The organism is Xanthomonas nasturtii (assembly GCF_023337365.3).
In the GTDB taxonomy this organism is placed as follows: domain Bacteria; phylum Pseudomonadota; class Gammaproteobacteria; order Xanthomonadales; family Xanthomonadaceae; genus Xanthomonas; species Xanthomonas nasturtii.
This window is the reverse complement of record NZ_CP142084.2, coordinates 2821663-2846958: the sequence shown is the minus strand read 5'-3', so window position 1 is coordinate 2846958 and position 25296 is coordinate 2821663. Positions and strand designations below refer to the sequence as shown.

Sequence of the window (25296 nt, the reverse complement as noted above, 5' to 3'; positions counted from 1 at the left end):
CGCGGGCCGGCAGTGGGAGCATGAGCCATGCACACCATCGACGTCATCGACTCCCACACGGCCGGCGAACCTACCCGCGTGGTCCTCTCCGGTTTTCCCGATCTGGGCGATGGCGACCTGGCGCAGTGCCGCGAACGCTTCGGCCGCGAGTTCGACCACTGGCGCAGCGCCATTGCCTGCGAACCGCGCGGGTCGGACACCATGGTGGGTGCCTTGTTGTTGCCGCCGCGCGACCCGAGCGCCTGCACCGGGGTGATCTTTTTCAACAACGTGGGCTACCTGGGCATGTGCGGGCACGGCACGATTGGTGTGGTGCGCACGCTGGCCGAACTGGGGCGCATTGCGCCGGGCCAGCACCGCATCGAGACGCCGGTGGGTACGGTGGGGGTGGAGCTGGCCGACGATGGCACGGTGTGGGTAGACAACGTGGAAAGTTATCGTGCGGCCACCGATGTGGTGGTGGACGTGCCGGGGTATGGCACGGTGCGCGGCGATGTGGCCTGGGGCGGCAACTGGTTTTTCATCACCGAGCAGGCGCCGTGTGTGCTGGACCTGGCGCATCAGCGCGAGCTGACCGGCTACACCGAAGCGATCCGGCTGGCCCTGCAAGCGGCCGGGATCACGGGCGAGGGCGGTGGCGAGATCGACCATATCGAAGTCAACGGCGCCGCGCCCGACGGCAGCGGCGCGGCACGCAATTTCGTGCTGTGCCCGGGCTTGGCCTACGACCGCTCGCCGTGCGGTACCGGCACCAGCGCCAAGCTGGCGTGCCTGGCGGCCGACGGCAAGCTGGTCGAGGGCGAGCGCTGGGTGCAGCAAGGCATCCTGGGTAGTGCGTTCGAAGGCAGTTATCGTCTGAGCGGGCGCGGTATTGCGCCGCGCATCAGCGGGCAGGCGTACATCACTGCGCGCGCGCAATTGCTGATCGACCCGGCCGACCCGTTCGCCTGGGGCATCGTGGCCTGATGGCGGCCGTGCGGCCCGCGCCGGTGGTTGCGTCGGCCATGGCGTCGGCCGATCTGTTGCCTGATCCCATCGTCGGCACGTCTGCTGCGCTGCCCGCGTCGCCATCGCCCGCGACGACCTCTGCGCCTGTGCCGGGTTCCGTTGCCGGGCCCGAATCCGGGTCTGCACCGTCTGCCGCTTCCACGCGGCGCAGTTACGACCTGATCGTGGTCGGTGCCGGCATCGTGGGCGCCGCCTGCGCCGAGGCTGCGGCGGGCGAGGGGCTGCGGGTGGCGATCGTCGAGCCGGGACCGATCGGCGGCGGCTCCACCGCAGCGGCAATGGGGCACCTGGTGGCGATGGACGACGATCCGGCCGAGCTGGCGTTGTCGGCGTATTCGCTGCGCCTGTGGGAGCGCTTCGCCACGCTGAGCGAAGCCGAATTCAGCCGTTGCGGCACGCTGTGGGTGGCCCGCGATGCGCGCGAACTGGCGGCGGTGCCGGCCAAGATCGCGCGCCTGGCCGCTGCCGACCTGCAGGCAGAAGCGATCGATGCGGCGCAGTTGTATGCGCTGGAGCCGCAGCTGGTGCCAGGCCTGGCAGGCGGCATGCGCGTGCCCGCTGAAGCGGTGGTGTATCCGCCGCGGGTGGCACGGCATCTGGTGAGCCTGGCCTGCAAGGCCGGCGCGCAGGTGTTTGCCGGCCGCCGCGTTGCGCAGTTAGAGGAGCATGCAGTGCGTCTGGACGATGGCCAGATGCTTTCCGGGCCGGTGCTGGTGGCCAGCGGTGTGGCCTTGCCGCAGTTGCTGCCCGAGCTGGCGTTGCGCCCGCGCAAGGGCCACCTGGTGATCACCGACCGCCACCCGGGGTTGATCCGGCACCAGCTGCTGGAGCTCGGTTATGCGGATTCGGCGCACGGCGCCGACGACACCAGCGTGGCCTTCAATGTGCAGCCGCGGCCGACCGGCCAGATATTGATCGGCTCCTCGCGCCAGTTCGGCGAGCACGATCGCGCATTGTCGATGCCGGTGCTGCAGCAGATGTTGCAGCGCGCCTTTGCCTATCTGCCGGTGCTGCGCGAGTTGCAGGCAATTCGCGTATGGACCGGGTTGCGTCCGGCCACGCCGGACGGGCGGCCGTATCTTGGGGCGGTGCCCGGCCGGCGCGATGTGTGGGTGGCCGCCGGTCACGAGGGGCTGGGCGTCACCACGGCGCTGGGGAGCGCACGGCTGATCGTGGACAGCCTGCTGGGGCGCGCGCCAGCCATCGACCCGGCGCCGTACGCCCCGGCGCGTGCGGTGCAGGGCGCGGCCGCATGAGCGCGACAGTGCGGTTGCACGTGGATGCGCAGCTGGTCGAGGTGCCGGTCGGTGCCAGCGTGGCTGCCGCGGTGGCGCAGGCCACGCTGCAGTTCCGGCAATCGAGCAGCGGGCAACCGCGCGCGCCGTTATGCGGCATGGGCGTGTGTTTCGAATGCCGCGTGCTGATCGATGGCATCGGCCAGCAACGCGCGTGTCTGGTGGACGCACGCGATGGCATGCAGGTGCGCACCGATGGCTGAGCGCGTGCTGCATTTCGATGTGTTGGTGATCGGCGCCGGCCCGGCCGGGTTGGCCGCAGCGCAGGCGGCGGCCAGTCACGGTGTGCGCGTGGGCATGGTGGACATGCAGCCGCGTGCGGGTGGGCAGGTGTGGCGCAGCGATGTGCAGCACGGTGCGCCGGCCGCTGCGCGCGCGCTGCTGCAACAGGTGCAGGGCGATGCGGCGATCACGCTGCTGACGCGCACGCAGGTTCTGCTGGCGCAACCGGGCTGGTTGTTGGCCGATGGCCCGGATGGCACGCTGCAACTGCATTACGCCGCCCTGGTGCTGGCCACCGGTGCGCGCGAATTGCTGCTGCCGTTTCCGGGCTGGACCTTGCCCGGCGTGACCGGTGCCGGCGCCGCCCAGGCGCTGGCCAAACAGGGCTGGCCGCTGGCCGGCAAGCGCGTGCTGGTGGCCGGCAGTGGCCCGTTGCTGCTGGCCAGTGCGGCCACCTTGCAACGGCATGGCGCGCAGGTGCTGGGCATCCACGAACAGGCTTCGGCAGCGGCGCTGCGCCAGTTCGCGCTGCAGTTGTGGCGCTGGCCGGGCAAGGCCGCGCAGGCTGCCGCGTTGCGCCTGCAGCTGCACGCAGTGGCGTATCGCGCCGGCAGCGTCGTGATTGCCGCAGATGGCGATACGCAGCTACGCGAAGTCGAGCTTGAAGGGCCCGGCGGCCGCACGCGCATTGCGTGCGATCAATTGGCGGTGGGCTACGGCCTGGTGCCCAATACCGAGCTGGCGCAATTGCTGGGCTGCCAGCTGCAGGTGTATGGGGCGCACCAACAGGTGCAGGTGGATGCGCTGCTGCGCACCAGCGTCACCCAGATCTTTGCCGCCGGCGAAGCCTGCGGCATCGGCGGGCGCGATTGCGCCTTGATTGAAGGCGCGATGGCCGGGCACATGGCCGCCGATGCGCCGGAGGGCGCGTTGCGCCTGCAACCACGGCGGCGCGCAGCGCGTGCATTTGCCGACCTGTTGCAGCAGCAGTTCGCGCTGGACCCGCGCATCCGCGCGCTGGCGCAACCAGACACGCTGATCTGCCGTTGCGAAGACGTGCCGCTGGGTGCGTTGGACAACTTCACCGATGCACGCGACGCCAAGCTGGCCTCGCGCTGCGGCATGGGCGCCTGCCAGGGCCGCATCTGCGGCACCGCGCTGGCCGAACTGGGCCGTTGCCCGCCCGAGCTTTCCACCGACGCCGGCCGCCGGCCGCCGTTGTTCCCGGTCCGCCTCGCGGCGCTGGCCGACTCGTTCACTTCCGACTCGCAAGGGAATCACCCATGAGCATTGCTGCGTTCTGGCACGGCGTGTTGCCGGCCATCACCACCCCGTTCACCGCCAATGGCGATATCGACCACGACTTTCTCGGCAAGCATGCCAACCAGCTGGTGGATGCCGGTTGCACCGCGATCGTGCCGCTGGGTTCGTTGGGCGAGGCCGCGACCTTGAGCGTGGACGACAAGCTGGCGATCCTGCGCACACTGGTCACCGCCTTGAACGGCCGCGTGCCGGTGGTGCCGGGCATCGCCAGCCTGGCAACCGGCGAAGCGGTGGCGCTGGCCAAGGCGGCCAAGGAGATCGGCTGCGGCGGCCTGATGGTGCTGCCGCCGTACGTGTACTCCACCGACTGGCGCGAGATGGGCGCACATGTGCGCGCGGTGATCGGCGCAACCGACCTGCCGGTGATCCTGTACAACAACCCGGTCGCCTACAAGACCGATTTCGGCCCGGCGCAGATCGCCGAGCTGGCCGCCGAATTCCCCAACCTGCAGGCAGTGAAGGAGTCCTCCGGCGACGTGCGCCGCTTCGCCGCGCTGCAGAAGCTGCTGGGCGATCGTCTGGCGCTGCTGGTGGGGATGGACGATGCCATCGTCGAAGGCGTGAGCATGGGCGCCAAGGGCTGGATCGCCGGCCTGGTCAATGCGTATCCGAAAGAATCGGTGCGCCTGTTCGAGCTCGCCCGCGACGGCGGTTACCCGGCGGCAAAGGAGTTGTACCACTGGTTCCTGCCGCTGCTGCGCCTGGACACCGTGCCCACCTTCGTGCAGCTGATCAAGCTGGTGCAGGCAAAGGTGGGCATGGGCAGCGAGCAGGTACGTGCGCCGCGGCTGGTGGTGGCCGGCGCCGAACGCGATGCCGCGTTGAAGGTGATCGAGCATGCCATTGCCACGGCGCCGAAGAACAGCTAGCAACACGACCGCGCGGCCGCCAGGCGGGCGTGGTCGTTGCTCGGAATCGGCATGTACCACTCGTACACTCCGGCTCTGAACGCGCCGCCCGCACCCATCCGACGACCGCTCGCTACGTCTTGTTAGACGCTCTCAGTTTTCCTGATGGTGCACTGCCATCGCACGCTGCGCCTGCAAGTACGCACAGCGTGCGGCGCATGCGGATTCTCCCCACGCGCCGTGCCTGCGCATGCGGCATGCAGTGCTGCATCTTCATCGCTTTATCGCTTTTCTGGTCGGCCGCCGGCGCACAGTGCGCAGGCCCTGCATTCCTGTTATCGAAGGTGCCGCAATGAACGACACGAACCACTCCATTCCCACGACCGCCGCCGAGGTGCTGCTGGCAGGCCAATGGCAACCCAGCCGCAATGCGGCCGGCAGCTTCCGCGCTGCCGACCCGAACACCGGCGAGCCGATCGGTCCGCAGTTTCCGATCAGTGGCGCGGACGATGTGGAAGCCGCCGTCGCCGCCGCGCAGGCGGTGGCAGCGGAACTGGCGGCCGCACCGGTGGAGCGCATCGCCGCCTTCCTGGACGCCTATGCCGACGCACTGGATGCCGATGCCGACACCCTGGTCGCCTTGGCGCATGCCGAAACCGCGTTGCCCGCGCCCACACGCTTGCGTGGCAACGAACTGCCGCGCACCAGCGGGCAGCTGCGCCAAGCCGCGCAGGCGGTGCGCACGTACAGCTGGACCCATCCCGTCATCGATCGCGCGGCCGATCTGCGTTCGCACCTGGCGCCATTGGGCAAGCCGGTGCTGGTGTTCGGCCCGAACAATTTCCCGTTTGCGTTCAACGCGATTGCCGGCAGCGATTTCGCCAGCGCGATCGCCGCGCGCAATCCGGTTATCGCCAAGGCGCATCCGTTGCATCCGGCCACCAGCCAGCGCATGGCGCAGCTGGCGCATCAGGCGCTGGTTGCGGCCGGTCTGCCGGCGGCGGCCGTGCAGCTGCTGTATCACTTCGACAACGCCATTGGCGTGCGGCTGGCCGGCGATGCGCGGCTGGGCGCGATTGGTTTTACCGGCAGCCGTGCCGGTGGGCTGGCGCTGAAAGCGGCGGCCGACGCAGCAGGCGTGTTGTTCTACGCCGAGCTGTCCAGCGTCAACCCGGTGTTCCTGTTGCCCGGCGCGCTGGCCGAACGCGGCGATGCGCTGGCGCAGGAGTTCTTCGCGTCCTGCACGCTGGGCAGCGGGCAGTTCTGCACCAATCCCGGTGTGGTGGTAGTGCCGCACGGTGAGGCCGGCGATGCGTTTGTTGCGGCCACCAAGGCCCATTTCGAAGCGGCCATGCCGATGGTTCTGTTCTCGGCGGCCGGTGTGGACAGTGTGCAACGCGGGGTGGCCAGCCTGCGCGCTGCCTGCGCCAGCGTACTGGCAGGCGGGCACACCGGCGAGGATGGCTACCGCTACGCGCCGACCTTGTTGAGCGTGGATGCAAAGACGTTCATCGCCAACCCGCAGGCACTGCAGGCCGAAGCGTTCGGCCCGGTGAGCCTGCTGGTGCGCGCAGCCGACGCAGCGCAGATGACGCAGGTGGCGGCCGCGTTCGAAGGCAATCTCACCGGCACGCTGTATCGCGCCGGCGACGGCAGCGACGATGCGGCCTGGCAGGCCATCGCGCCGGTGTTGCGCGCGCGGGTGGGGCGGTTGATCAACAGCAAGATGCCGACCGGCGTGGCAGTGAGCGCGGCGCAGAACCATGGCGGGCCGTTCCCGAGCACCGGGCACCCGGGCTTCACCGCCGTGGGCATGCCTGGTGCAATCGGCCGTTTTGCGGCCCTGCACAGTTATGACGCGGTGCCCGATGCACTGCTGCCTGCGGAATTGCGCCAGCGCAATCCGGGCGGGGTGGCGCGGCTGGTCGATGGGCAATGGAGCACGGCCGATCTGGGAGCCGGTGCATGAGCGCACAGATCGGCGGGCTGTCGCTGGAGCAGGCGCGCGCGCAGCTGGCGCCGTGGACGCAACGCGCCGCGCCGATCGCCGCGGACGAATACGAGCGGCGCATCGAACGCGCGCGCAGCCTGATGCGCAGCCAGGGCGTGGATGCGCTGTTGATCGGCGCCGGCACCTCGCTGCGCTATTTCACCGGCGTGCCGTGGGGCGCGAGCGAGCGCCTGGTGGCGTTGCTGCTGACCTTGAATGACGACCCGGTGCTGCTGTGTCCTGCGTTCGAAGAAGGCTCGCTGGACGCGGTGCTGAAGATCCCGGTGGCCAAGTACCTGTGGGAAGAACACGACGACCCGTATGCGCTGGTGGCACATGCCATGGACGAGCGCCACGCACATGCGCTGGCGCTGGACCCGGGCATTGCCTTCGCCGTGCACACCGGTCTGTGCACGCATCTGGGTGCGGCGATCCGCGATGCGGGGGCGATCATCGACGGCTGCCGCATGTGCAAGTCGCCTGCCGAGCTGGCGTTGATGCAGCAGGCCTGCGACATGACCCTGCTGGTGCAGCGGCTGGCCGCCGGCATTGCGCACGAGGGCATCGGGACCGATCAACTGGTGCGCTTCATCGACGAGGCGCATCGCGCGCTGGGCGCGGACAACGGGTCGACCTTCTGCATCGTGCAATACGGCCACGCCACTGCATTTCCGCATGGCATCCCCGGCGTGCAGCACCTGCGCGAAGGCGAGCTGGTGCTGATCGACACCGGCTGCACCGTGCAGGGCTACCATTCCGACATCACCCGCACCTGGATCTATGGCACGCCCAACGTTGCGCAGCAGCGCATCTGGGACCTGGAGCAGGCCGCGCAGGCAGCGGCATTTGCGGCGATCCGCCCGGGCGTGGCCTGTGAAGCGGTGGACCAGGCCGCGCGCACGGTGCTGGAAGCCGCGGGGCTGGGCCCGGACTATCGCTTGCCCGGCCTGCCGCATCGCACCGGCCACGGTTGCGGTCTGGCGATTCACGAGGCGCCGTATCTGGTGCGCGGCAATGCGCAGCCGCTGCAGCCGGGCATGTGCGCCAGCAACGAGCCGATGATCGTGGTGCCCGGTGAGTTCGGCGTGCGGCTTGAAGACCATTTTTATGTCACCGAGGCGGGCGCGCAGTGGTTTACGCCGCCGTCGCTGGCGATCGATCAACCGTTTGCGTGAGCCTGCGAAGGTTCACGCGCGCGTAGGAGCGCACCCGGGCGCGACGGGCATTCCCAAGTAAAGCCATTCGCGCTCAGGCGCGCTCCTACCGCTGTCCTTGCATCCTGGAGTAAATGCATGAACCACCTGCGTCCTGTCGCCATCGGCCTGCTTGCCGCCGCATTGTTTACTGCCTGCAAGCCAGCACCGCCGGCATCGGAAACGGCGGCTGCGGCCACTTCCGCGCCAACCAGCGAACAAGCCGCCAAGGCCTTCGATGCGCTGCTGGACAAACAATGGCAATACCAGCTGCAGCACAACCCGGAGTTCGCCAGCATCATCGGCGACAAACGCTACAACGATCGCTGGAGCAATTATTCGCTGGAAGCGGTGCAGGCCGAGCGCGCCGCAACCGCGGACCTGCTCACGCAGTTCGAAGCAGTGGATGCCAAGGCGCTGGACGCGCAACGCCAGCTCAGCCTGCAGATGATGCTGGGCCAATTGCGCGACAAGCTGGAAGGCATCGACCTCAAGACCTACACGATGCCGCTGGAGCCTATCGGCGGCGTGCAGTTGGCGCTGGCCGGGTATGGCGATGCGTTTCCGTTCGAAAACGCCAAGGATTACCAGGATTACATCAAACGGCTGCAGACAATTCCGACGGTGATCGAGCAAGTCATCGCGGTGTCGCGCCAGGGCGCGACCGATGGCCTTACCCAGCCGCGCTACCTGTTGGAGCGCCTGCCCGAGCAGATCGACAAGATTGCCGCGTTGAGCGGCGAGCAGAGCCCGTTCGCCTCGCCGCTGAAAAAGCTCGATGCTGCGGTGCCGGCCGATCAACGCGACGCGCTGCGTCAACAGGTGCTCGCCGCGATCGATCAACAGGTGCGCCCGGCCTACGGCAAATTGGCTGCGTTCGTGCGCGACGAATACGCCGCGCAAGGGCGCGCGCAGGAAGGCGTGTGGTCGCTGCCCGATGGCGAGCGCCGTTACCGCTACGCCGTCCACACCCAGACCACCACCGACATGGCGCCGGAGGAGATCCACCAGATCGGCCTGACAGAAGTGGCGCGCATCGAAGGCGAGATGACGGTGATCGCCAAGGCGCAGGGCTTTGCGGATCTGGCCAGCTTCCGCAAGGCGGTGGAGACCGATAAGCGCCACTTCGCCAGCTCCGGCGAACAGATCCTGCAGCAGTACCGGCAGTACATCGCGGCGATGGAACCGGAACTGCCCAAGCTGTTCGGCCATCTGCCCAAGACGCCGCTGGAGGTGCAGGCGATGCCGGCGTTCCGCCGCAGCGCACCCGGCGCCGAGTACTGGCAAAGCAATCCGGAAGGCACCAAGCCGGCGATCGTGAAGGTCAACACCAGCGACTTCGGCAGCCGCACGCTGATCAATATCGAAACCACCGCCTATCACGAAGGCGTGCCCGGGCATCACCTGCAGATCTCGCTTGCGCAGACGCTGCCCCTGCCGCCGTTCCGCCAGCAGGCCGGCTACAACGCCTATATCGAAGGCTGGGCGCTGTATGCCGAGCGCCTGGGCAAGGAGATCGGTTTCTTCAAGGACCCGTACAACGACTACGGCCGCCTGTCTGGCGAGTTGCTGCGCGCCAACCGGCTGGTGCTCGACACCGGTGTGCACTACAAGCACTGGAATCGCCAGCAGATGGTGGACTTCTTCCACGCGCACCCGTCCGACGACGAGCCCAGCATCCAGTCCGAAACCGATCGCTACATCGTGTGGCCCGGCCAGGCGCTGGGCTACAAACTCGGCCAGCTGCAGATCCTGGCATTGCGCGCGGAAGCGGAAAAGGAGCTGGGCGATCGTTTCGATGTGCGCGCCTTCCACGATGCGGTGCTGGGCGGCGGCGCGATGCCGCTGGCACTGTTGCAGCAGCGCGTGCGGCAGTGGATTGCGCAGGCCAAGGCGGCGCCGGAGGCACGCGGATGAAGACCAGCCGCATCTGGCGCGTGAGCGCATTGAGCGTGTTGCTTGCCTCCGGTCTGGGCGCCGCCGCCGTGCAGGCGCAGGCTGCAGCCCCCGCACCCGCAACCACGCAAGACAGCGCGGCGGCACGTTTCAAGGCGCTGTACACGCGCGAATGGCGCTGGCGGCAGGCGCAGTTGTCCGGCGCGGTGGATGAAGACAACCAGGCCACGCAGGAGCAATCCGACCATCTGCCCAAGGTGGATGTGGCCACGCAGAACCAGCGCACGGCGTACTGGCGACAGGCGTTGAAGGAACTGGATGGCATCCCGCAGGCGCAGTTGTCGGCCGAAGATCAGGTGAGTTACCAGGTGTACCGCCAGCAGTTGCTGGTGCTGCTGGATCAGCAGCGTTTTCGCGCCTGGGAAATGCCGTTCAACAGCGACTCGGCGTTCTGGAGCGACCTGGGCTTCAGCGCCGAGGCCAAGCTGCGCACGCGCGAGGACTATCAGCGCTATCTGAAGATGCTGGCCGATATCCCGCGCTATTTCGCCGAGCACACCGACAACATGCGCGCCGGGCTGGCGCGCGGTTTCAGCCAGCCCAGGGTGACGCTGACCGGACGCGATCAATCCATCGCCGACGTGGCGCAGGCAAAGGGCCAGGCCAATCTGTTCTACGCACCGTTCAAGCAAATGCCGGCAACGCTGCCGGCCGAGGTGCAGGCGCAACTGCGCCAGCAGGCGGTCAAGACCATCGATACGCAGGTGCTGCCGGCGTACGCCAGGTTGCTGGACTTCATCCGCAACGACTATCAGCCGCGTGCGCGCACCACGCTGGCCGGCGGGGCCTTGCCGGACGGGCAGGCGTATTACCGCGCGCAGATTCGTGAGTTCACCACGCTGGACTTGAGCCCCGATCAGATCCACCAGATCGGTCTGGACGAGGTTGCCAAGTTGCGTACGCAGATGGACCAGACCATCGCGGCCAGCGGCTTCAAAGCGCCGGCCGGGCAGGTGGTGTTTCCGGCATTCCTGCATTTCCTGCGGACGGATGCGCAGTTCTATGCCAAGACGCCGGAAGAGCTACTCAAGCAGGCCGCATGGATTGCCAAGCGTGTGGATGCCAAGGTGGGCGATTACATCGGCCGGCTGCCGCGCCGCCGCTTCGCCATCGAACCGGTGCCGCCGGAGTTGGCGCCGTTCTACACCGGCGGCCGTGGCGGGCCGGGCATCTACCTGGTCAACACCTACAACCTGCCGTCGCGGCCGCTGTACAACCTGACCGCGCTGACCTTGCATGAGTCCTCGCCCGGCCACGCCTTGCAGATGCCGCTGGCGGCAGAAGCGCAGGGGCTGCCGGAATTTCGCCGCTACAGTTTCATTTCCGCCTACGGCGAAGGCTGGGCACTGTATTCGGAGTACCTTGGCCAGGAAATGGGCATGTACGACACGCCCTATGACCGCTTCGGCTATCTCACCTATCAGATGTGGCGCGCCTGCCGTCTGGTGATAGATACCGGCATCCACCACAAGGGCTGGACGCGCGAACAGGCGCAGGCGTACCTGCGCGACAACACCGCACTGAGCGAACACGAAGTGACCACCGAGGTGGACCGCTACATCGCCTGGCCGGGGCAGGCGCTGTCGTACTACCTGGGCGAATTGAAGATTCTGGAGCTACGCCGCAAGGCCGAAGCCGCGCTCGGCGAGACGTTCGACATCCGCGCCTTCCACGACGCGATCCTGGAAACCGGCTCGGTGCCGCTCCCGGTGCTGGAGCAACGCATCGACCGTTTCATCGCCGAGGGTGGGAAGTCGCCTTGGGCGCAGGAGGTATCGAAGCAGTAGCGATGCTGAAGCTCCTCTCTCCCCGGGGGCGAGAAGGCACAGTTTGTGCGCCGTTGGCGCGCGTGCCTTGGAGCGCCCGCGCCACAAGCGCGGGCCGGGGCGCGGAGCGGGGGTTGGGGTGAGGGTACTGGCGAAGCTGCGCAGGGTCGAAATGGCATGAGGCTGCGCACGTACCCTCATCCGCCCCTTCGGGGCACCTTCTCCCGGAGGGAGAAGGGGGCATGGTTCGAGCCCCTCTCCCCCCGGGGCGAGAAGGCACAGTTTGCGCGCCACTGGCGCGGGCCGGGGCGCGGAGCGGGGGTGGGGTGAGGGTACTGGCGAAGCTGCGCAGGGTCGAAATGGCATGAGGCTGCGCACGTACCCTCATCCGCCCCTTCGGGGCACCTTCTCCCGGAGGGAGAAGGGGGCGTCGTTCAAGCCCCTCTCCCTCTGGGAGAGGGGTTGGGGTGAGGGTATGGGGCGAAGCCGCGCGGGACGAAATGGCACGAGGCTGCGCCCGTACCCTCATCCGCCCCGTCGGGGCACCTTCTCCCGGAGGGAGAAGGAACAGCTGTAGTAGTTAGGAATCGCCTACAACCTTTCCAACGGGGGCACCATGGCCACGCAAGGCAAGTTCCACAAGCGGCTCAGCCTGACCGACCTGACCTTTATCGGGCTGGGTTCGATCTTCGGTTCCGGGTGGTTGTTTTCGGCCAGCCATGTGTCCTCGATTGCGGGGCCGGCCGGCATCGTGTCGTGGATCCTTGGCGGCATCGCCGTCTTGCTGCTGGGCCTGGTCTATTGCGAACTCGGTGCGGCGTTGCCGCGCGCCGGCGGGGTGGTGCGCTACCCGGAGTATTCGCATGGCGCCTTGCTCGGCTCGCTGACCGGCTTTATCACGCTCATCGCGTTTTCCAGTTTGATCGCGATTGAAGTGGAGGCGGCGCGGCAATATGCAGCGGCGTGGTTCCCGTGGTTGAGTCAGCCCAACAGCACGCACCCCAGCATCTGGGGCTGGCTGGTGCAGCTGGCCTTGCTGGTGCTGTTTTTCCTGCTCAACTACTTCAGCGTCAAGACCTTTGCGCTGGCCAACAACATCGTCAGCATCTTCAAGTTTCTGGTGCCGATCCTGGTGATCGTGCTGCTGATGAAGCACTTCAATGCCGGCAATCTGAGCGTGCACGGGTTCGCACCCTCGGGTTTGGCCGGGGTGGAAGCGGCGATCTCCGCCGGCGGCATCATCTTCGCGTATCTGGGGTTGACCCCGATCGTGTCGGTGGCCAGCGAGGTGCGCGACCCGCAGCGCAATATTCCCATCGCCTTGATCCTGTCGGTGGCGCTGTCCACGGTGATCTACGTGCTGCTGCAGCTGGCGTTTCTGGGCAGCATTCCGGCCGCACAGCTTGCGCAAGGATGGACCGGCATCGACAAGGCTTTCGCGCTGCCGTACCACGACATCGCACTGGCCTTAGGCATGGCGTGGCTGGCCGCACTGGTGATCTGCGATGCCATGGTGTCGCCCAGCGGCACCGGCAATATCTACATGAATGCCACCCCGCGGGTGGTGTATGGCTGGGCACGTAGCGGCGGGTTCCTGCCGGTGCTGACGCGGGTGGACCCGGTGTCGGGCATTCCGCGCCCGGCCCTGTGGTTGAGCCTGGGCTTGTCGATCTTCTGGACGTTGCCGTTCCCTTCATGGGAAACCTTGATCGGCGTGGTGTCGGCCGCGCTGGTGCTGAGCTACGCGGTGGCGCCGGTGACGGTGGCAGCCCTGCGCCGCAGCGCGCCGGAATTGCCGCGCCCGTTTTTCGTCCGCGGCCTGGCGGTGTTGGGGCCGCTGTCGTTCATGGTGGCGGCGTTGATCGTGTACTGGTCCACATGGCCCACCTTGTCGTGGCTGCTTGGCTTGCAGGTGCTGGCATTTGCGCTGTACGTGCTGTATCGCCTGCCATCGCGCGAGGGCCGCACCCGCCTGTTGCGGCAGGTACGCGCGTCGTTGTGGCTGATCGTGTTCTTCGTGCTGGTAATGCTGGTGTCGTGGGCCGGCACCTTCGGTGGACACGGTTGGATCGCGCATCCGTTCGATACGTTGAGCGTGGCGGTGATCGCGTTCTTCATTTATCACTGGGGCGCACGCAGCGGTTTGCGCAGCGACGAACTGGCATTGGAGGACGACGATGGTGAGTGATGCCTTGCGCTGCGCATGGCTGGCGCAGGCATCGCGCGCCATGGCCGCCTGCCTGCTGTTGCTTGCCGTCACTGCGCATGCGGCACCCAGCGTGGCCGATTACCAACGTTCGCTCGGCCTGCGCGCGCACTGGAGCACGCTGACCGAGAACGTTGCCTGGCCGGCGTACTGGCAGGACAACGGCACCTTCCATTACCGCAAGACGGTGCCTGGCGGGTTCGCCTTCATGCGCGTGGACGTCGCCACGTTGCACAAGCAACCGGCCTTCGATCAGGCGCGCGTGGCCCAGGCGCTGCAGGCAGCCACCGGCACTGCCTATGCGGCGTCGATGCTGCCATTCGAGCGGTTTGCGTATGCGCAGCAAGGCGCGCGTGAGGACGGGGCGATCGTGTTCGCCATCGAGGACGCTGCGTGGCGCTGTACCTTGACCACCTACCGCTGCGCGCCCGACGATCCCGGCCGGCAGCCGCAGGGGCAACAGCGGCCGCGCGCCTTTGGCGTGGTGCGCGACCCGGACGTGGCCGCCGATACCACGCCACGCCGTTCGCCCGACGGGCAGTGGGAGGCGCTGGCCGATGGCTGGAACCTGGTCGTGCGCCGGGTGGCCGATGGCCAGCTGGTCCAGCGCACCGACGATGGCCGTGCGGAAGACTATTTCGATCCGGAGAGCATTGCCTGGTCGCCCGATTCGCAGCAGCTGGCGGTGTATCGGGTACGGCCGGGCACTGCGCGCCGGGTGACCCGTGTGGAGGCCGCACCGGCCGGTCGCCTTCAGCCGGTGGTGCACACCCAGCTGTATCCCAAGCCGGGCGATGCGGTGGATGTGGAACGGCCGGTGCTGCTGTCCGTGGATGGCAGCCGGCGCGTGGTGGATAACGCCTTGTTCGCCACTCCATATTCGCTGTCGCCGCTGCAATGGCGCAGCGATGGCCGCAGTGTGAGCTTCGAGTACGTGCAGCGCGGGTTTCAGCACATGCGGGTGATTGCGGTGGATGCGCGCACTGCACGCGCGCATGTGGCCGTTGGCGAAGATGCGCGCACCTTCGTGTATGCCGACCGCAGCTTTCGCCACGACGTGGATGGGCGTGGCGATGAGGTGTTGTGGATTTCGGAACGTGACGGTTGGCGGCACCTGTACCTGTTCGATGGCCGCAGCGGCAAGGTCAAACGCCAGATCACCCGCGGGCAGTGGGTGGTGCGTGATGTGCTGCGCGTGGACGATGCGCAGCGCCGCATCTGGTTCGCCGCCAGCGGCATGGATGCCGGCAAGGACCCGTACTACCGGCAGCTCTACCGCGTGGATTTCGATGGCCGCCACTTGACCCGGCTCACCCACGCCGAAGCGGATCACGATGTGGCCATTGCCGACGATGGCCGGCATTACGTGGATGTGTATTCGCGCCCGGATCTGCCGCCGGTGATGGAGCTGCACGCCATCGATGGGCAACTGCTGCACACCGTTGAGCGCGGCGATATCGGCAAGCTGCAGGCCGCCGGCTGGCGCGCGCCGGAGATCTTCGTGGCCAAGGGCCGCGATGGCAGCACCGATATCTGGGGCATGGTGGTGCGCCCGCGCGATTACGACCCGCACAAAACATACCCGGTGATCGAAAACATCTACGCCGGGCCGCACGACGCCTTCGTGCCCAAGACGTTCTGGCCGTTCGGCTACCACTCCGGCGGCGACAAGCAGATCGGCATGCAGGCGCAGGCCGATCTGGGTTTCATCGTGGTGATGATCGATGGCATGGGCACCGCCAATCGTTCCAAGGCGTTTCACGATGTGGCGTGGAAAAATCTGGGCGATTCCGGCTTTGCCGACCGGATCGCCTGGCATCGCGCGCTGGCCGCGAAGGATCCTGCGTACGACATCAGCCGGGTCGGCATCTATGGCGCATCGGCCGGCGGGCAGAGCACGCTGGGTGCACTCGAACGCCACCCGGAGTTCTACAAGGTGGGCGTGGCGTTTGCCGGGTGCTACGACAATCGCATGGACAAGATCAGCTGGAACGAGCAGTGGATGGGCTGGCCGGTGGATGCGAGCTACGCGCAGGCATCCGGCGTGGTCAACGCCAGCAAGCTGCAGGGCGACCTGCTGCTGATCGTCGGCGAGCAGGACAGCAATGTCGACCCGGCCTCCACTGCGCAGGTGGTCGATGCGCTGATCAAGGCCGGCAAGCAGTTCGATCTGCTCAACGTGCCCGGTGGCGAGCATTCGGTGGGCCGCTCCAGCGGGCCGATCGACTACGTGCAACGCCGTCAGTACGACTTCTTCGTGCGCCACCTGCGCAACGACCCTACGCCACACTGGAATTCGCTGTCATCGGAGGCGCAATGATGCGTGTGTTTGCTCGATTCACGGCACAACGCTGCGGCCGGGTGACCGGTCTGGTGTGGTTGCTGGTGGTGCTGGCAGTCGGTGTGCCGCTGCTTGTCAGCGCAGCAGAGCTGCCGCGCTTTGTCACCCAGAACGGGCGGCATGCGGTCTTCGTCGATGGTGCGCCCTATACGGTCCTGGCCGCGCAACTGCATAACTCCAGCGCATGGCCGGCCGTCTTGCCCAAGGCGCTGGACGAGGTGGTCGCGCTGCATGCCAACACCGTGGAAGCGCCGGTGTATTGGGAGCAGTTCGAGCCGACGCAGGGCCGCTTCGATACCAGCAACGTCGACGCACTGATTGCCGGCGCGCGCAAGCGTGGCCTGCGCGTGGCCTTGCTGTGGTTCGGCAGCTGGAAGAACGGCCAGATGCATTACGTGCCCGAGTGGATCAAGCGCGACGAGACAACGTATCCGCGCATGCGCGATGCCAATGGCGAGCCGGTGGATGTGCTGTCGCCCCATGTGGCGGCCAACGTGCAGGCCGATGCGCGTGCGTTCACTGCACTGATGCAGCACCTGCGCAAGGTGGATGGCGACCGCCACACGGTGATCCTGGTGCAGGTGGAAAACGAGCCCGGTGCGATCGGCACCGTGCGCGACCATGGCCCGGCCGGCGAGGCCACCTTCGCACAACCGGTGCCGGCCGAGATTGCGCGTGCACTGGGCAAGCCGCAGGGCAGCTGGCAGCAACTGTTCGGCGCCGAAGCGGCCGAAGCATTCAACGCGCATGCCACCGCCGCCTACATCGAGCAGGTGGCCGCAGCCGGCAAGCGTGCGTACCCGCTGCCGCTCTACGTCAACACCTGGCTGCGCTACAAGGGCAAGCGCTATCCGGGCATGGACTATCCCTCCGGCGGTGCCACGGTGAACATGTTCGCGCTATGGCGCGCGGCCACGCCGTCGATCGACTTCATCGGCACCGACATCTACACCAACGATTACAACGAATACACCAAGGTCATCGGCCAGTACGCGCGGCCCGACAACCCGGCCTGGGTGTCGGAAACCGGCTTCGAAGCGGCCACCGCGCCCTATCTGTTCCATGTACTGGGGCAGGGCGGGATCGGTTTTTCGGTGTTCGGCATGGATGGCAACCCCGACAGCGAGGCCAATCGCGCCGCAATCGCTGCGCACGCGGCCAACTTCAAGCTGCTTGCGCCGATGCAGCGCATTCTGGCGCAGGCCGCCTTCGACGGCCGGCTGCAGGCGGTGGCCGAACAGCCCGGCGCGCCGCAGCGCACGCTGCGCTTCGGCGAGTGGGAGGGCAAGGTGTCGTTCGGTGCGCCACTCTGGGGCGATGCGCCGCCGATTCTGCCCGGCAACGACGACCATGCAGGCCGGTTGCTGGTCGCCCAGCTGGGGCCGGAAGAATTTCTGGTGACGGGTATGGCTGCACGCATTGAATTTTTCCGCGACGCGGCCGATACCCGTCATGGACAACTGTTGCGGGTGGAGCAGGGGCGATATGTCGACGGGCGCTGGCAGGTGGAAAAACAGCTCAACGGCGACCAGACCGACTACGGCCTCAACTTCGGGCGTGCGGATGCGGCCGGCAATGTGCCCGTGGTGTTGCGTGTGCGGGTGGGTACGTATTGAGCGGGCGAGGCGACCGTGCAGCCGTAAGACGGGCGTTGTCGCAATGGGTAGGTAGGACATGTGGGTGGAGCAGGTGGGTCGCAGTTGCTGTTCGCTGGGTCCATCCGCGTAAGAAAGGCTCGCCCAGCGGTTAGCGTGCGGTAAACGCGACAGCAGCGCAGCGCGATTGTGATCGGCGGCTGCGCCGGTTGGTGAGTCAACGAGCGTCCTCGCTTTTTTTTCATAGTTTGTGCACTGGAGCCATCATGAGCATCAACAGCATCGCCAGTTCCGGAATGCAGGTGGCCGCACTGCGCCAGCAGGTAGCCGCCAGCAATGTGGCCCGTCAGCCAGTGGACGGCAGCCCACGGCAGTCCGTTGCCGCCAGCACGCAGGCCAATGGCGGCGTGGCCGCCAGCGTCGTCGATGCCGGCGCCGATCCATCGGCGCCGGCCACCGATCTGGTCGAGGGTCTGTCGGCACGCAACGATTTCCAGGCCAACGCCACCGCGCTGCGGCGCTCCGACGAGATGTTGGGTAGCTTGCTGGACGTGTTGACCTAAGCGGCGCGGAGTGGATGCCAGCCCTCGTCGTCCTGATACACCGGGTACACGGCTGTCGGTGTGGTCGCGCCCTGGCGACATCCGTCTGCTGCTTGGCTGCAAGCACTGGTGGAGATGGTCGGTGCGCAGAGCTTCGATCAAACAGTCCGCAGAATTTCTGGTGCGGTGATTTTGTTCTTCAATAAAGCCGCCAGCTAACTATCTGGTGGGGCACCGCGCGCTCGAGTTCTTCGCGTTTGCTGCAGGGCCCTTGCCCGCCCACCATCGCGGGACACGCTGCAAGTACGTCCATGTAAGCTCCGTGGCGGCATCCATGCCGCCAAGGGTCCCGCGACGGTGGGCGAGCAAGGACCAGTGGAGATGGTCGGTTCGCATGGATCTGAACCAGCGCCCCAGCAGGCTGCGATGCGGTGGCTTTTGCTCTTCAAAAAACCGCCAGCCAACTGTCTGGTGCGGTGTCCTCACCGATTGCGGGACCGTTGGCGGCATGGATGCCGCCGCCGAGCCTCCACGGACGGATTCACGGCGTGTCCCGTGAGCGGTGAGGGCACCGCGCACTCGACCGACGCTGCGCCTTCACTGAAGCCCTTGCCGGTTCACCATCGCACGACATGCTGCAAGCACGTCCTTTAGCTCTTTGGCGGAATCCATACCTCCAAGATCCCACGAGCGGTGGGAAACACCATCCTCGACATGCTGCAAGTCAGACGCGATGAGGTCACCGTGCACTTGACCGAACCCGTCATGCTGCAATCGTTGTACTCACCGTCGTCATTGCTCGTTACTGCCCAACACCTGCGCCGCGTCCACGATCTCCACGCCCTGCAGTTGGCCTAGCCACTGATCGAACCAGGGCTTGTGCGTAGCGCCACTACCGCCAGCACACGTGCACCGGGTTGGTCGGCAAAGCTGGCACGCACGCTAGACACCATGCGCAGGTTGCGGATCTCCCAGCAGGATACGTAGCGATAGCCGTAGTGTTGCGGTGACTTCTCGCTCAACGCAGCGCGGAAGTCCGCCTCGATCGAGAGCTGCTGGTTGGCCGGCAGGTTGATTGCGCGGTACAGCTCCAACAGCTTGCCTTGTTGCGCCAGATCTTTTCTCTGCGCGCGCATCGTGCCGGCACGCGGCGCAGCTTTTTCCCAGGCTGCCTGGACCGCGTTTCCATAGGCCGCCGGGTTGTCCACCTGCACATTGTCGCCGGTGTGATCGTCGACAGGGTGGACGCGCTGCAGGCCCAGCCGTACGGCCAGAGGCACGGAGATCTGGCTACTCTCGTCCTGGCGATGTTCCATCGCACGCAGCCGTGCCACCAGCGCGGCATCCAATCCATCGCCAGGGCGTTGCTCTGTCTATGCAAGCTGCAACCACTGCACCAAGGCAGACCATGGATCGCCCGAGGCCAGAAACAATGCAGCTAGCTGCCGGCGCTGCGCCGACGTCGGCGCGCTGGGCCAGCTCTTGAGTGTTGCATGCACCTTGCCGATGGCGGCCGGCACATCCAGGCCGGTCGCACGCGCCGCGTCGTCGACCTTGGGACAATAAGCTGCACCGTCTTCCGGCAGATAGACCGTGGGGTGCCGGCGCATCAAATCGCAAGTTTCGCCCGACAGATCCTCTGTCGTGATGATGGTGGGCTGGCAGGCCGCCAGCCGGTCCAGCAACGGTTGCAGGCGCGCGGCAGAGACATCGCTGCCCTTGGGTAGCTGCGACAGGTGCACGCTGCCAAGAACCAGTACCTGCGTGCGTGGCGCGGCCATCTCTGCATCCAGCTGCGATAGCTCCACCTGTGCCTGCGCGATGCAGGGCGCGATGCAGGGCGTGATGAGCGTGAGCAATGCCGACCACAGCACGCCACGTCGCGGGCGAGCGTGCACGACCGGTGATGGAGCGGAACGTGCACTGGCTGTGTCGCCGCTGCTCGCTTTGCGATAGAAGGGAATCTGCATGACGTTCCTTGTGGAATGCGCGCGTCCGCGCTGCCTCAAGCGCACGCCGCAGCAGTGGACGTGCGGCGCGTGTGGCCGAAGCAGCAGGCGTCGGGCCCGGCCGGAAAGTCATGCGGTCAAATGGCAGGGGGCGTTGGCGTGCACAGACCACAACGCGCCTGCCTGATGCTGAAACATAGTCCCCGGCGCGTGGTACGCGCCGTGCGCAAGTCGCCTGCGTCAGGCAGGCCTGCACAGAGCCGAGAGGGGAGCGGCGAATGCGGCGGCAGTCACCACGCTTACGCGGATAGCGATGCCGGCCCTGTGCGCCGTGATGGCCGCCTGCGGTATCACTCGCGCTGCTCTCAGTCCGGTCGTAGGACGTCTGTCAAGCGTGCGCCGTCGGGCACGCCCAATCCCGTGGTGGCATCCCAGCCGGCGGATGCGCGGAAGCCGGCGTTGTCGCCGGCGACGATGTCGCGGAACGCATCCGTTCGCCCGTACAGGCGCGGCAGCACGAAGTGGGGTTGCATGCTGTTTGCACCGTAGATGCGTGCCAGCAAGGCGGCCCATAACGGTGCGGCGGCACTGGTCCCGCCCATCACCGCTGGCTGCCCGTTGATCGACAGGTAGTAGCCGGTCTGCGAATCGGCGTTGGCAGCCACATCGGGAACACCGCGCATGCTCAATTGGCGAGATTGGTGCTGTGCATCGGTCAGGCGCAGATCTTTCTGCCAGGCAGGGCGTGCGAAGAATTTGCTCTGCCCGCCACCGCCGTTGGCCCACGCCTGCTCGTTGGCGCTGTCCGCCGTGACCTGCAGCCGGGTGCCTCCACAGGCCAGCACGAATGGGCTGGAAGCGGGGAAGCAGACGTTCAACCCCGGCTGCCCGTCGCTGGCGCCATCGTCGCCTGCGGCGATGCACACCGTGATGCCCAACAATGCGGCGGCTTGAAACGCACAGTCGTAGGCCTGACGCGATTGCGGCGTCCACTGCGATTCAGTGAAGCCCCAGCTGATGGCGATGATGCCGGGGCAATGCTCGGTGTCGTGGATGGCGGCATTGATCGCTTCCAGAAAGCCGTTGTCAGTGTTGGGCGCGAAATACACCGCAAGTTTGGCGCCCGGCGCGATGGCCCCGGCGATCTGGATATCCATCTGCGCCTCCACGTCGGCATCCGCATTGCCAGTACTGACGGTATTGTCGGCACCGGGCAACAGCACATCCACCAGCGTCGGCATCGGCACACGCAGCTGCGTGAAATAGGCGGCCAACTGCTCGCGTGCGTAACCGCCGCCGAGCACGATGATGGCGATGCACTGCCCGTGACCGTCGTGCTCGGGAAAGCCGTACAGCTGCGCCAGTTGCGGCGGCGTGTATTGCATGATCGGGCCATCCTGCGTGTCGGCAGGCTCGGCTGGCCGCGGCGAGGTTGGCAAGGTCGCAGAGGGGGCGGGCGCACTGGGTAGCGTCTGCGCCTGCGGGCGTGCGTCCAGCCCGAGCACGGCGGTGACGATGCCGGCCAGGGGCTGCGGAATCGACACCGGGCCGGTGCGGCCGCGGTAGCGCAGCGTGCCATGGACGTATTCGCGCAAGCTGACCTGAAATGCGGTTTCGCACTGCTGCACGGTGCCTTCCAGAATCACGTTGCCGCTGTCTGCGTGGGCGCGCTCGACCGTCAAGCCATAGCTGGCGGCAAAGTCGGCGACAGCCTGCAGATCTGCGGCGCTGGCGGCGAAGCGTTCGCTGAACTCGGCGCGCGTGAAGGCAACCGGCAGCGTATTGGCCTGCAGTTGCAACAGCACATCGGCGGCGGCATTCAGTGCCGGCATCCGCACCGCGAGCAGCACGCGCAGGCGCTCGTCCAGCGGCGGTTGGCCAGCCTCGACAGTGGAGGGTGCGGGACGGCGCTCACTGCCAGCGAGGATCGTATGCATGCGGGAAGAACTCCATCAGGGTAGGTGAGCCGATAGCGGTCGAGATGCAGATACAGCGTGCTGCACGGTCACGGCCGCATGGCGCGGCTGCCAGGCGCATGGCATTCTGCATTCAAAACCATGCCTGGGCTGTGTGCGCGGCCGCCGCCGCGTGCGATCGATCGCCATGCGAAGTGATGACAGGTCGATCGGTGGATCGCCCTGGCAACGGCCCGCAACGGCGGGCGTCTGCAGCAAGGTCAGCATCTAAGGCGTGCGCCTCAGATCCTGCGACAGCGTGCCGGGTGATGTGCATTGCGTGTGGTCTGGCGCAGCCACGTTCGCCGTAAGCACCGCTGCAGGCAGGCAATACACCCTCTCTATGCAGATTTCCGCACGGGCGTCTGAGCGCTGTCACAAGACGCGCTGCGCGAAGGCGCGCACGATGGGCAACGATCATTCGAGGGCGCAACGATGGACCGTAGAACCTTTCTGCGTCAGGGCATGGCGGCTACGGCAGCTGTCGGTACAGGTGCTGGGCTGGCACTACCTGCCACGGCAGCAAGGGCAACCGCCGCGCCGCCGCCGGCACGGCCGCATCTGCAGCCGCTGCCTTCGGCCGCGCATGTGGGCAGTACGCTGTGCAGCTTCACGCACCTGCAGCAACGCTGGACGGTCTACGAGCATCTGGACGATGCGCAAGGCCAGCTCACGTTGTGGACCGACAGCGGCATGCTGCAGCTGGACAAGCGCACCGAGCCGGCCTATCCGGCCGAGCGCAAGCCGTACTTCGGGCTGCCGCTGGCGCAAGTAGCGATGGCCGAAGCCGACCTGCTGGCCGACCGCCTGCTGCGCGATGGCGACCCGGACGAGGCTCAAGTGCGCGATGTGGCGCCGCCGCCCGCGTCCTTGCTCGACCCCAAGGACAACGGCGGCCGCTGGCCGTGGACCACCTTTGTGGGCACGCGCGAAAGCCTGGACACCATGCCGATCCTGCCCAACGGCCGCAGCCGCACCTCGCGTCCGGAACATGCCTTCACCGAGCTGGGCGAGGAAGCGCTGATCAAGCGCCGCGAAGAAGGCATGCTCGGTGGCTGGATGCCGGCGGTGCGCAAGGTGATGCGCCGCGAAGGCGAGGTCGATGCCTGGTACGACGTGCTGGTGTTTGCCGATGTGCGGGCAAGCGACCGCTTCGTGGTGCAGACCTGGCACCGCACGATGAAGGTGCAGGCCGGCGCCATCGTCGCGGTGCACTACACCCACAGCTATCCCGAATTTGCGCCATCGCGCAGCGCCGCCACTGCCGAACAGTTCTACGCGGCGTTGATCGATTTCGCCGCGTACTGGCAGCAGGCGCTAGACGGTACCGTGCAGGCGCAGCTGCCCGATGCCAGCTGGAACGACATGGTGCAGTTCGCGTTTGCGCGCGAGCTGGTGGTGCGCCCGGGTGGCGATTACCCCAAGTACGGCGCCGTGGAGCGCGACTACTACGGCAACGAATACGACGGCTTCCAGGACACGTTTACCAGTGCGTTCTACGCCAACCTGGAGTGGGGCCGCTTCGCGCAGGCTGCGGCGGTGCTCGATAATTACTTCGATGATTTCGTGCAGGACGATGGCCTGCCGAACATGCGCGGGCCCGAGGTTGGCCAGTTCGGGCTGACCTTGTCGCTGCTGGCGCGCTACCTGCGTTACACCGGCGATGCGCCACGGCTGCGTCGCTTGTTGCCCAAGATTGCCGCCACCGCGCAGCTGCTGTGTGCATTGCACGACCAGGCGCTGGCATTGCCGCGCACCGCGCACGGGCATGGCCTGCTGCATGGCTGGAACGAATCCGACGCCTGCCTGTTTTCCGATCCATCATTGTGGTGGAAGCCGTATTACGCCAACAGCGCGCTGACAATCCGCGGTTGGGAAGACATCGCACAGGTGTGGAACACACTTGGCGGCGATATCGGCCAGGCAACACAGTGGCAGCGCCGCGCCAGGCAACTGCGCGCGCGCCTGGAAGCCAGCCTGCGTGCCAACGTGCGCCGCGATATCTCGCCACCGTACGTGGGCCCGTTGCCCGGCACCACACTGACCTTCCGCCAATCGCTGCTGCAGGAAAAACCCAGCGAACAGCAATGGCCGCATCGTGCGTATGCTGAGTTGCTGCAGGCCGACGTACTGCCGGACGATCTGGCCAACCTGGTGGTCGATTGCTTGCGTGGTCATGGCGGTACCAGCATCGGCGTGGTGGCCAATATCGCGCCGCCGGAGCCGGGCAGCCGCGATCTGCTCGGCTTCATTTCCTACGGCTATGCGCAACAGCTGCTGCGGCTGGACCGCATCGAAGAATATCTGTTGTTCGTCTACGCGCACCGCTACCAGGTGCACACGCGCGGCAGCTGGACGGCGGGCGAAGTCAGCGGCATCACCGGTGGCATGCCGTTGTTCTGCATCCCGGCGCAGATGACCATCCCGCTGCTGCTGCGCTGGATGCTGGTCAGCGACGACAGCGCGGGCGAGCAGTTGTTTCTCGCACGCGCGCTACCGCGCGCATGGCTGGGCAGCGGCACGCCGCTGGGCATCACCGCAGCGCCAACGCGCTGGGGCACGGTGACGCTGAGCCTGCGGACCGACGTGGCCGCGGGGCGTATCGATGCAGAGGTGCAGTTGCCCGAGCGCACACCCAAACGCACCTGGCTGACCCTGCGCGCTCCAGCGGGCACGCGTCTGCAACGTGTGCTCATCGACGACACACCGGCGCGCCTGCAAGGTCCGCATGCCGACCGCGTGGCGCTGCCCGCACGCGCGGCAACGGTGAGGGTGCAGGCGTGGTACGGCTGAGGCACGGCGCGCCAGCCCGGCGCTGCTGCGCTGCCGTACGGTGCAGCGCCGCGCGATTGGCACAACCACTGACCTTCCCGATATGTTCGACCGCCGGCACTGCAATCGGTGCGGCCCGGCCGGTGCGCCAGCACCCACGGTGCGGCGCAGCCTTGCAGGAATGGAAGGGTGTGGCCGTCAAAGCGAAGCATGCCTCCGGTGTCGGCGCTGCCGATGCTGCACCCTGAGTACAAGTGACTCACGGCCCGCCTTTCAAGCGGACACGCGTGCACCTTTCGTCACGTCGTCGTATCGCAATCGTCGCGTGGTGCACC

General features: G+C 66.8%; 15 protein-coding genes, 1 other RNA gene and 1 pseudogene. 15 read left to right on the top strand and 2 right to left on the bottom strand.

What is annotated here, in order from left to right:
• The first annotated feature begins 27 nt into the window (after positions 1-27).
• From M3O59_RS12365 to M3O59_RS12300, 14 genes are all read left to right on the top strand, one after another.
• Entirely contained in the window at positions 28-966 is a 939-nt protein-coding gene (locus M3O59_RS12365; RefSeq protein WP_116905693.1) for a proline racemase family protein, read from the top strand.
• Positions 966-2264, top strand: a complete 1299-nt coding sequence (locus M3O59_RS12360) for an NAD(P)/FAD-dependent oxidoreductase (RefSeq protein WP_116905694.1) — start codon at positions 966-968, stop codon at positions 2262-2264. The genes M3O59_RS12365 and M3O59_RS12360 overlap by 1 nt, the downstream gene beginning before the upstream one ends.
• Complete coding sequence (locus M3O59_RS12355; protein ID WP_116905695.1) at positions 2261-2506, top strand: 2Fe-2S iron-sulfur cluster-binding protein; 246 nt, start codon at positions 2261-2263, stop codon at positions 2504-2506. The genes M3O59_RS12360 and M3O59_RS12355 overlap by 4 nt, the downstream gene beginning before the upstream one ends.
• Positions 2499-3812 (top strand): NAD(P)/FAD-dependent oxidoreductase, encoded by a 1314-nt coding sequence (locus M3O59_RS12350; RefSeq protein ID WP_181920528.1) that lies wholly within the window; start codon positions 2499-2501, stop codon positions 3810-3812. Before M3O59_RS12355 ends, M3O59_RS12350 begins: the two co-directional genes overlap by 8 nt.
• Positions 3809-4717 carry a dihydrodipicolinate synthase family protein gene (locus M3O59_RS12345; RefSeq protein WP_116905697.1) on the top strand — a complete coding sequence of 303 codons (909 nt, stop codon included), beginning with the start codon at positions 3809-3811 and terminating at the stop codon, positions 4715-4717. Before M3O59_RS12350 ends, M3O59_RS12345 begins: the two co-directional genes overlap by 4 nt.
• Positions 4718-4768: 51 nt before the next feature.
• A non-coding RNA gene (locus M3O59_RS12340) (sX9 sRNA) lies at positions 4769-4845 on the top strand.
• 203 nt (positions 4846-5048) lie between these two features.
• Positions 5049-6665, top strand: a complete 1617-nt coding sequence (locus M3O59_RS12335) for an aldehyde dehydrogenase family protein (protein ID WP_116905698.1) — start codon at positions 5049-5051, stop codon at positions 6663-6665.
• Positions 6662-7861, top strand: a complete 1200-nt coding sequence (locus M3O59_RS12330; RefSeq protein WP_249046476.1) for a M24 family metallopeptidase — start codon at positions 6662-6664, stop codon at positions 7859-7861. Before M3O59_RS12335 ends, M3O59_RS12330 begins: the two co-directional genes overlap by 4 nt.
• Before the next feature lie 117 nt (positions 7862-7978).
• Positions 7979-9796: a DUF885 domain-containing protein gene (locus M3O59_RS12325; protein WP_147308483.1), complete on the top strand. Its 1818-nt coding sequence runs from the start codon at positions 7979-7981 to the stop codon at positions 9794-9796.
• Positions 9793-11622, top strand: coding sequence for a DUF885 domain-containing protein (locus tag M3O59_RS12320; protein WP_116905700.1), 1830 nt, complete (start codon positions 9793-9795; stop codon positions 11620-11622). Before M3O59_RS12325 ends, M3O59_RS12320 begins: the two co-directional genes overlap by 4 nt.
• Before the next feature lie 595 nt (positions 11623-12217).
• Positions 12218-13789 (top strand): APC family permease, encoded by a 1572-nt coding sequence (locus M3O59_RS12315; protein WP_116905720.1) that lies wholly within the window; start codon positions 12218-12220, stop codon positions 13787-13789.
• A complete protein-coding gene (locus tag M3O59_RS12310) occupies positions 13779-16127 on the top strand; it encodes a S9 family peptidase (protein WP_116905701.1) in 2349 nt (782 codons plus the stop codon). Before M3O59_RS12315 ends, M3O59_RS12310 begins: the two co-directional genes overlap by 11 nt.
• A complete protein-coding gene (locus M3O59_RS12305) occupies positions 16127-17764 on the top strand; it encodes a DUF5597 domain-containing protein (RefSeq protein WP_116905721.1) in 1638 nt (545 codons plus the stop codon). The genes M3O59_RS12310 and M3O59_RS12305 overlap by 1 nt, the downstream gene beginning before the upstream one ends.
• A gap of 245 nt (positions 17765-18009) precedes the next feature.
• Positions 18010-18306: a flagellar basal body rod protein FlgC gene (locus M3O59_RS12300; protein WP_064630338.1), complete on the top strand. Its 297-nt coding sequence runs from the start codon at positions 18010-18012 to the stop codon at positions 18304-18306.
• 771 nt (positions 18307-19077) lie between these two features.
• Here M3O59_RS12300 and M3O59_RS12295 read toward each other — a convergent pair.
• A pseudogene (locus tag M3O59_RS12295) lies at positions 19078-20159 on the bottom strand (DUF5694 domain-containing protein).
• 440 nt (positions 20160-20599) lie between these two features.
• Positions 20600-22171 (bottom strand): S53 family peptidase, encoded by a 1572-nt coding sequence (locus M3O59_RS12290; protein ID WP_116905703.1) that lies wholly within the window; start codon positions 22169-22171, stop codon positions 20600-20602.
• A 453-nt stretch (positions 22172-22624) separates the two neighbouring features.
• Here M3O59_RS12290 and M3O59_RS12285 point away from each other — a divergent pair, with 453 nt between their 5' ends.
• On the top strand, positions 22625-24982 hold the full coding sequence (locus tag M3O59_RS12285; protein WP_116905704.1) for a Tat pathway signal protein: 2358 nt from the start codon (positions 22625-22627) through the stop codon (positions 24980-24982).
• The last annotated feature ends 314 nt before the right edge of the window (positions 24983-25296 follow it).

Coding starts and splice junctions, on each gene's coding strand:
- M3O59_RS12365 (WP_116905693.1), top strand. CDS start 28: ATGCACACCATCGACGTCATCGACTCCCACACGGCCGGCGAACCTACC.
- M3O59_RS12360 (WP_116905694.1), top strand. CDS start 966: ATGGCGGCCGTGCGGCCCGCGCCGGTGGTTGCGTCGGCCATGGCGTCG.
- M3O59_RS12355 (WP_116905695.1), top strand. CDS start 2,261: ATGAGCGCGACAGTGCGGTTGCACGTGGATGCGCAGCTGGTCGAGGTG.
- M3O59_RS12350 (WP_181920528.1), top strand. CDS start 2,499: ATGGCTGAGCGCGTGCTGCATTTCGATGTGTTGGTGATCGGCGCCGGC.
- M3O59_RS12345 (WP_116905697.1), top strand. CDS start 3,809: ATGAGCATTGCTGCGTTCTGGCACGGCGTGTTGCCGGCCATCACCACC.
- M3O59_RS12335 (WP_116905698.1), top strand. CDS start 5,049: ATGAACGACACGAACCACTCCATTCCCACGACCGCCGCCGAGGTGCTG.
- M3O59_RS12330 (WP_249046476.1), top strand. CDS start 6,662: ATGAGCGCACAGATCGGCGGGCTGTCGCTGGAGCAGGCGCGCGCGCAG.
- M3O59_RS12325 (WP_147308483.1), top strand. CDS start 7,979: ATGAACCACCTGCGTCCTGTCGCCATCGGCCTGCTTGCCGCCGCATTG.
- M3O59_RS12320 (WP_116905700.1), top strand. CDS start 9,793: ATGAAGACCAGCCGCATCTGGCGCGTGAGCGCATTGAGCGTGTTGCTT.
- M3O59_RS12315 (WP_116905720.1), top strand. CDS start 12,218: ATGGCCACGCAAGGCAAGTTCCACAAGCGGCTCAGCCTGACCGACCTG.
- M3O59_RS12310 (WP_116905701.1), top strand. CDS start 13,779: ATGGTGAGTGATGCCTTGCGCTGCGCATGGCTGGCGCAGGCATCGCGC.
- M3O59_RS12305 (WP_116905721.1), top strand. CDS start 16,127: ATGCGTGTGTTTGCTCGATTCACGGCACAACGCTGCGGCCGGGTGACC.
- M3O59_RS12300 (WP_064630338.1), top strand. CDS start 18,010: ATGAGCATCAACAGCATCGCCAGTTCCGGAATGCAGGTGGCCGCACTG.
- M3O59_RS12290 (WP_116905703.1), bottom strand. CDS start 22,171: ATGCATACGATCCTCGCTGGCAGTGAGCGCCGTCCCGCACCCTCCACT.
- M3O59_RS12285 (WP_116905704.1), top strand. CDS start 22,625: ATGGACCGTAGAACCTTTCTGCGTCAGGGCATGGCGGCTACGGCAGCT.